At 39.9% G+C, this 6,801-nt stretch carries 7 protein-coding genes and 1 tRNA gene; 7 read left to right on the forward strand and 1 reads right to left on the reverse strand.

The features are described from left to right. Positions 1–820 precede the first annotated feature (820 nt). From RCZ04_RS10080 to RCZ04_RS10105, 6 genes are all read left to right on the forward strand, one after another. Positions 821–1,774 carry a phosphoribosylaminoimidazolesuccinocarboxamide synthase gene (locus tag RCZ04_RS10080; protein ID WP_460485913.1) on the forward strand — a complete coding sequence of 318 codons (954 nt, stop codon included), beginning with the start codon at positions 821–823 and terminating at the stop codon, positions 1,772–1,774. 285 nt (positions 1,775–2,059) lie between these two features. Further along, positions 2,060–3,187: a 2-amino-4-hydroxy-6-hydroxymethyldihydropteridine diphosphokinase gene (gene folK, locus RCZ04_RS10085; RefSeq protein WP_460485914.1), complete on the forward strand. Its 1,128-nt coding sequence runs from the start codon at positions 2,060–2,062 to the stop codon at positions 3,185–3,187. 3 nt (positions 3,188–3,190) lie between these two features. Further along, positions 3,191–3,715 (forward strand): hypothetical protein, encoded by a 525-nt coding sequence (locus RCZ04_RS10090; RefSeq protein WP_460485915.1) that lies wholly within the window; start codon positions 3,191–3,193, stop codon positions 3,713–3,715. An 88-nt stretch (positions 3,716–3,803) separates the two neighbouring features. Continuing rightward, positions 3,804–4,622 carry a 3-methyl-2-oxobutanoate hydroxymethyltransferase gene (gene panB, locus RCZ04_RS10095; RefSeq protein ID WP_460485916.1) on the forward strand — a complete coding sequence of 273 codons (819 nt, stop codon included), beginning with the start codon at positions 3,804–3,806 and terminating at the stop codon, positions 4,620–4,622. Further along, on the forward strand, positions 4,622–5,473 hold the full coding sequence (locus RCZ04_RS10100) for a YoaK family protein (protein WP_460485917.1): 852 nt from the start codon (positions 4,622–4,624) through the stop codon (positions 5,471–5,473). Before panB ends, RCZ04_RS10100 begins: the two co-directional genes overlap by 1 nt. Continuing rightward, a complete protein-coding gene (locus tag RCZ04_RS10105) occupies positions 5,427–6,032 on the forward strand; it encodes an RluA family pseudouridine synthase (RefSeq protein WP_460485964.1) in 606 nt (201 codons plus the stop codon). The genes RCZ04_RS10100 and RCZ04_RS10105 overlap by 47 nt, the downstream gene beginning before the upstream one ends. Before the next feature lie 27 nt (positions 6,033–6,059). Here the strand turns inward: RCZ04_RS10105 and RCZ04_RS10110 are convergent, their stop codons facing one another. Beyond that, positions 6,060–6,572, reverse strand: coding sequence for a shikimate kinase (locus RCZ04_RS10110; protein ID WP_460485918.1), 513 nt, complete (start codon positions 6,570–6,572; stop codon positions 6,060–6,062). A gap of 139 nt (positions 6,573–6,711) precedes the next feature. Here RCZ04_RS10110 and RCZ04_RS10115 point away from each other — a divergent pair. Next, positions 6,712–6,784, forward strand: a tRNA-Lys gene (locus RCZ04_RS10115). Positions 6,785–6,801: the final 17 nt, after the last annotated feature.

Consider the following 6,801-nt stretch of genomic DNA (forward strand, 5'->3'; position numbering starts at 1 on the left):
CTCCCCCTTTGAAGGGGGGTAAGGGGGATGTTTTGTTCATCATTCCTTCCATCATATCTTCATCATTCCTTCATTGTTTGTTCGTCTTTATTTATCTGCCTGGTGTGGCTCGCACCGCCTTTGCGTCGCTATACTCCCCCTTTGAAGGTAGTCTGCGAGAGCAGAGTATGTGAATAGGGGGGATGTTTTGTTCATCATTCCTTCATCATATCTTCATTATTCGCTCGTCTTTATTTATCTGTCTGTACGGCTTGCGCTTCTTTTTCTTTCGCCTCGAAATCCTATTTTCGGCATTTTTTTCTTCTCTCTTAACTACTAACTCTCAATTACTTATATACCCTTTGTATAACAATCGTCCAAGATTCGTATAAGGTTCGTATAAGCTTTGTATAAGCTAACCATACCCATTTTACCTTTTACCTTTTATCTTTTACCTAAAAAATCCCTTCCGAATTTCTCCGATATCTTCTGATATCCACAAAACCTTTACTGCCTGTCGTGCTACGACCTCGCACCTCAGAATTTCTAGAAAAATCTGACTTATCCGAAAAATCCGACTCCTCCACACTTCGCCAAAGTTTCCACCTGCCCGTGTGGCTCGCACCCTGTACATACTTTGCCAAAGTTTATCATCAGTATTATTGGTATTATTGGTATTATTAGCATTATTGGTATTATTGGCATTATTTAGTATTATTGGCATTATTTGGTATTTAAGACATTACAATTTCCAACCCCACTTTTTTCATCATTCGTAATTCGTCATTTGTAATTTTTTATTACCTTTGCACCGAAAAGAGATTTTTAACCATTTACAGAAATGAATACTATAACAAAAACAAACTTTAAATTCCCTAAACAAAAATCCGTTTACAGAGGGAAAGTGCGTGATGTGTATCAGCTTAAAGACGATACCCTCATTATGATTGCCACCGACCGCATTTCCGCTTTCGATGCCATATTACCCAAAGGTATTCCTTATAAAGGTCAGATATTAAATCAAATGGCTGTAAGTTTCTTGCAACAAACTGAAGATATAGTACCTAATTGGCTTATTGCTTCTCCTGACCCCAATGTGTCAATTGGGCAAGTCTGCGAACCCTTAAAAGTCGAAATGGTCATTCGCGGTTATCTCGCCGGTCACTCAGCACGCCTCTACAAAAATGGCGTGCGCAAACTATCAGGAGTCCCCTTGCCAGAAGGCTTGCGAGAATTCGATATGTTCCCACAACACCCCATTATTACTCCAGCTACCAAAGCCGAACAAGGCTTGCACGACGAAGATATTTCCCGTGAAGACCTCATTCGCAAAGGAATTGTAAGCGAAGAAGACTATCGATTGATGGAAAAATACACCTATGCGCTCTTTGCTCGTGGTACTGAAATCGCCTCCAAACACGGTCTTATCTTGGTAGATACTAAATACGAATTTGGTAAAACTCGCGATGGCGAAATAGTGCTCATCGACGAAATCCATACCCCCGATTCCTCTCGTTATTTCTATAAAGAAGGATATGACCAACGACAAGAAAATGGTGAACCCCAAATACAACTCTCCAAAGAGTTCGTACGCCAATGGCTCATCTCACAAGGTTTCCAAGGCGAAAAAGGACAAAAAGTACCTACAATGACCGATGAGTACGTACAATCCGTTTCTGAGCGTTATATAGAGCTCTACGAGAACATTATGGGCGAGAAGTTCCTTCCCGCTGATACTTCCGATATAGAGCACCGCATTCACGACAACATAATGCGATTTTTACAGAATCAATAATCAATGAAAAAGGCTACTTTTGAGTCTCTTATTCCCCCTCTTTGAGGGGGTAGGGGGAGGTTTTAATGTATTTACTGCCACTCACTACGTTTAACCTACATTATATAAATGGACTCTGAGATAGATTCTAAAACTGAAAAGAAGTATTCTTTTGCTGAGGTCTTTCAAGAATTGCGCAAAAACGCTGATGAAGTACCCCATTAGAAGAAATAACCAAAGAAGTACAAGCTATAAGAAATGAACGTTATAGGAACACTTCTATTACTGTTAATTCTCAATTGTTAATTGAACCACGATGTCTACATATCATTAGGAAGTAACTTAGGAAACCGTAAAGCTTACCTGCAACAAGCCATTGAAGGTATTGCAATGCGGGTAGGTACTATTGTCGATATAGCTCCTATCTACGAAACACCTTCGTGGGGCTTTTCGGGGGAAGCTTTCCTAAACACCTGCTTGCTCTGTCGTACCTTCCTCTCACCTGAGGAAGTATTAGTACAACTCCTGCAAATAGAACAAGAACTGGGTCGTGAGCGCTTGCCTCAGTCCAAAGGCTACCAATCACGCACTATCGACCTCGATATTCTTTTCTATGACGATAAAGTGATTAATACCGAAGTGCTCACAGTGCCTCATCCGCTCCTGCACCGCCGTAAGTTTGTACTAAAACCTTTAGCAAATATCGACGACCTTAAAGTACACCCCATATTCAAAAAAACAATTGCCGAACTTCTCCGCACTACCGATGATACTTCACCCGTGCAACGCCTTACTGACCAGCTTTCATTTCCCGCACAGAAGTCGCCGTTTTTGAATTACAAGTACATCGCAATTGAAGGGAATATCGGCTCAGGTAAGACCACTTTGGCTACCAAAATAGCCGAAGACTTCAATGCAAAGCTCATCTTAGAACGGTTTTCCGATAATCCTTTCCTGCCTAAATTCTATGAGAACCCCAAACAATACGGCTTCACGCTCGAAATGTCCTTCCTCACTGAGCGATATCAGCAAATGTGTGAACAGTTAGCACAAATGGACTTGTTCAAGGAGTTCGTCGTTTCTGATTATGATATCTTCAAATCCCTTATCTTCTCTAAGGTAACCCTTACTGATGACGAATTTGTACTCTACCGTAAGCTGTTCTATATTCTTTATAGCCAAATTATTAAACCCGATTTGTATGTATTCCTCTATCAAAATACCGACCGTCTTATTGAGAACATCAAGAAGCGCGGTAGGGAGTACGAGCAAAACATCTCCCCCGATTATCTAAAAAAGATACACTATGGCTATTTAGACTTCATACAGAAGAACACCGCTATCAACTCTCTCATCATCGATGTAACCGACCTCGATTTTGTGAAATACTACACGCATTACGAATATATTATTGAAAAGATACGAGAGAATTAAGCTATGAAATTCGCACTCTTCTTTTCGGCGTTTTGTACAATTGTCCTCAATCATTGTCATCGTCAGCCTCCTGCTCCTGAGCAAACTGATGATTTATATTGTATTGTCGATACTATTTCTGTCAAAAAAGGTGTGCAAGCAAGGTGGCACTATACTGATACAACCCAAGAATATGCCAAAGGTTTCATTGTAAATTATTCTGATGAGCCTATTGAAATTAATAGTTATTACATCTTCCGATTTGGTTTGCAATACGAATATGAAAATGGCAAAGCTAAAGACATACAAGGTTGTCCGCCCCCTTCTGTTCCTCCCGCAAATTTAGATGATTGTAAAGTGGTTTTACAGAAAGGAGAAAGATATAACTTTGGGCATCATATAAAGAACAAAATGAGCTATTGTCAAGATATAGTAAATTTTGATAAACCTACTGTAAAAATAAGAGCTTCTATACATTACAAATATCCAAATGATAAGAAACACAATATGGTTTATACCAATTGGATAGTTTATAAAAAAGCAGATTAAATGCTATTTCTCCTAATTAACTAATTTACAAATTAGCTAATTTATTAATTATTCGTATCTTTGCCCCCGATTTTTAAACTACAACAAAATGTCAGCAGTTAGAAAAGAATACAAACGCGTAACTACCAAGTCGGTAGTAGAAATGAAAGCCAATGGCGAAAAGATTTCAATGCTTACCGCCTACGATTATACTTTTGCCCAACTATTGGATAGTGCTGGTATCGATGTGCTATTGGTTGGCGATTCGGCAAGTAACGTAATGGCAGGTCACGAAACGACCCTCCCTATTACTTTAGACCAGATGATTTATCACGCTTCTTCGGTTGTGCGTGGGGTAAAACGTGCCCTTGTGGTGGTCGATTTGCCTTTCGGTACTTATCAATCCGACCCTAAAAAGGCGTTGCGTTCGGCTATAAGAATAATGAAAGAAAGTGGGGCTCACGCTATCAAACTCGAAGGAGGCAAAAAAGAAGCAGAGAGCATCAAGCGCATCCTGAATGCAGGTATTCCTGTGATGGGACACTTAGGGCTTACCCCTCAGTCTATTCACCAATTTGGTTCGTTTGCTTTGCGTGCTAAAGAAGAAGCCGAAGCTCAAAAACTCAAAGAAGACGCTAAACTGCTTGAACAGTTAGGTTGCTTTGCGATTGTATTGGAGAAAATTCCTGCCAAGTTAGCTGAAGAAGTAGCTCAGAGTGTTCACGTGCCTATCATTGGTATTGGCGCTGGTAGTGCCGTTGATGGGCAAGTGCTCGTAATGCAGGATATGTTGGGTATGAGTAATGAGTTTCAGCCTCGTTTTTTGCGCAAATATGCCAATTTGCAAGAGGTAATTACTAATGCGGTATCTCATTATATCGAAGACGTAAAAAACGTCGATTTTCCTAACGAAAAAGAACAATACTAATGTTCCGCCATCAGGGTAAAAGCCGTACCGCTAAACACAATTTACAAATAGCCGTAGTGCTCTCATTCGTCGCAGGAATGGTGAACGTTACCGGCTTTTTGTTTGTGGGTAAACTCACAACCAACGTTACAGGACATTTTGCCTACTTCATCTACGATGTCTCGGTAGCCGAGTTCTGGAAAGGATTGATTTACTTTCTCTATATCTTTGCCTTCCTCATCGGTTCTTTCACTTCAGGCTTGCTCATCGAGAATGCTAATTATCATCGCACCCAGAACAAGTATCTCAAGCCTACACTCTTAGAGTGTTTAGCTTTGTTATCGGTAGTAGGATTATACGCTTTTTCCCTTAATGATATTCCTGCTGATGTTACAGCTTGCATCTTGCTCTTTGCAATGGGGTTGCAAAATGCTTTTGTGACCAAAATATCCAACTCGGTAGTACGTACCACCCACCTTACAGGACTCTTTACTGATTTAGGCATTGAACTCGCCCAAAGAATCTACCTCAAGCGCAACCACTATGAGCAACAACACACGCATTTGAGGAATACTATTCGCCTCAGGCTCTTTATCATTGCATTCTTCTTTTTAGGAGGTTTTAGTGCAGGATATTTCTATATTGCACAAGGGCTTTCAATATACACACTGCTCATTTCAGTAGTCATTCTCCTCTTAGGTCTTTTCTACGACGGAATGCGCTTTTTCTACTTCACTAATAAACGACATTATGAAACTTATCACAAACGCCAAAAACGTCGCCGTGCTATACGACGACAATCACGTCATCGCCGTAAACAAACGAGTGGGCGACATCGTTCAGGGCGACAAGACGGGGGACACACCCCTTAGCGATATTGTCAAACAATACCTTAAACAAAAATACAACAAACCTGGGGAGGTATTCCTCGGGGTAGTACATCGTTTAGACCGTCCCACTACGGGGGTAGTACTCTTTGCTAAGACCTCTAAAGCCCTCGCTCGTCTTAATACGATGTTTGCAAATAAACAGGAGGTACAGAAAACTTATTGGGCACTGGTAGATGCAATGCCTCCAGAACAGGAAGCTACGCTCACACATTGGCTCGTGCGTAACGAAAAGCAAAACAAGTCGGTAGCTTACAATAAAGAAGTGCAGCACAGCAAAAAAGCTGTACTACACTACAAACTGTTAAAAACTTATGATCGTTATTATTTGTTAGAAATCAATCTCATTACAGGGCGTCATCACCAAATACGAGCGCAATTGGCTGCTATAGGCTTGCATATCAAAGGCGACCTAAAGTACGGTGCCAAGCGCTCTAATCCCGATGGGGGTATTTGCCTCCACGCTCATAGTCTGAGCTTTATTCACCCCGTAAAGAAAGAGCCTATTAAAATTATTGCAGAAGCCCCTTTCTCTTTCTTGTAGCTAATTGCTAATTCGTATATTTTAGAGTTATAGAATTTTTTCAATTTCGCTTATACTTTCTTCCTCAGTAAGATTATCCATAGAGATAATATAGTTAGCTTGCATATAAAAGGGATTGCGTTCAAACAGATGCTTGCGAATAAAATCCTCTAACTCAGCTTCATTAATTTCAGATAGCAGAGGGCGGTGCTGTTTTTCTTTAATAAGACGTTTAGCTAAAGTTTTAGGTTGGTATTTTAGATAAATAGATAAAGAAGTAGCTTGTTTTATTAAAGCCATATTATTGCCAAAGCACGGTGTTCCTCCTCCTAACGATAATACAAAGTCTTCTTCTTTTTGTAGCAACTCTTTTAAATAAACAGTTTCTTTTTTTCGGAAATAAATCTCTCCTTTACTCCTAAAAATCTCTTGTACCGATAGTTTCTCACCTTTAGCAATATAAGAATCAAGGTCAATGAAAGAAATGTTTTTAAGGTCGCCTATCGCTTTCCCAAGTGTGGTTTTACCACTTCCCATATAGCCAAGTAAAATAATTTTCATATATAAGATGTTGTATAATAGATATTTGAAATATAATATTAAAAATAGACCGCAAAAATAATACTTTTTTTCTTGTTACATAAGAAAATTGTTATATCTTTGCACCCGCAAAACAATAAAGACACCAAATTGTCATAATGACTCGGTAGCTCAGCTGGTAGAGCACGACACTCTTAATGTTGGGGTCCAGGGTTCGATCCCCTGCCGGGTCACAAGGGTTATACAATTT

Source organism: Capnocytophaga sp. HP1101 (genome assembly GCF_054772415.1).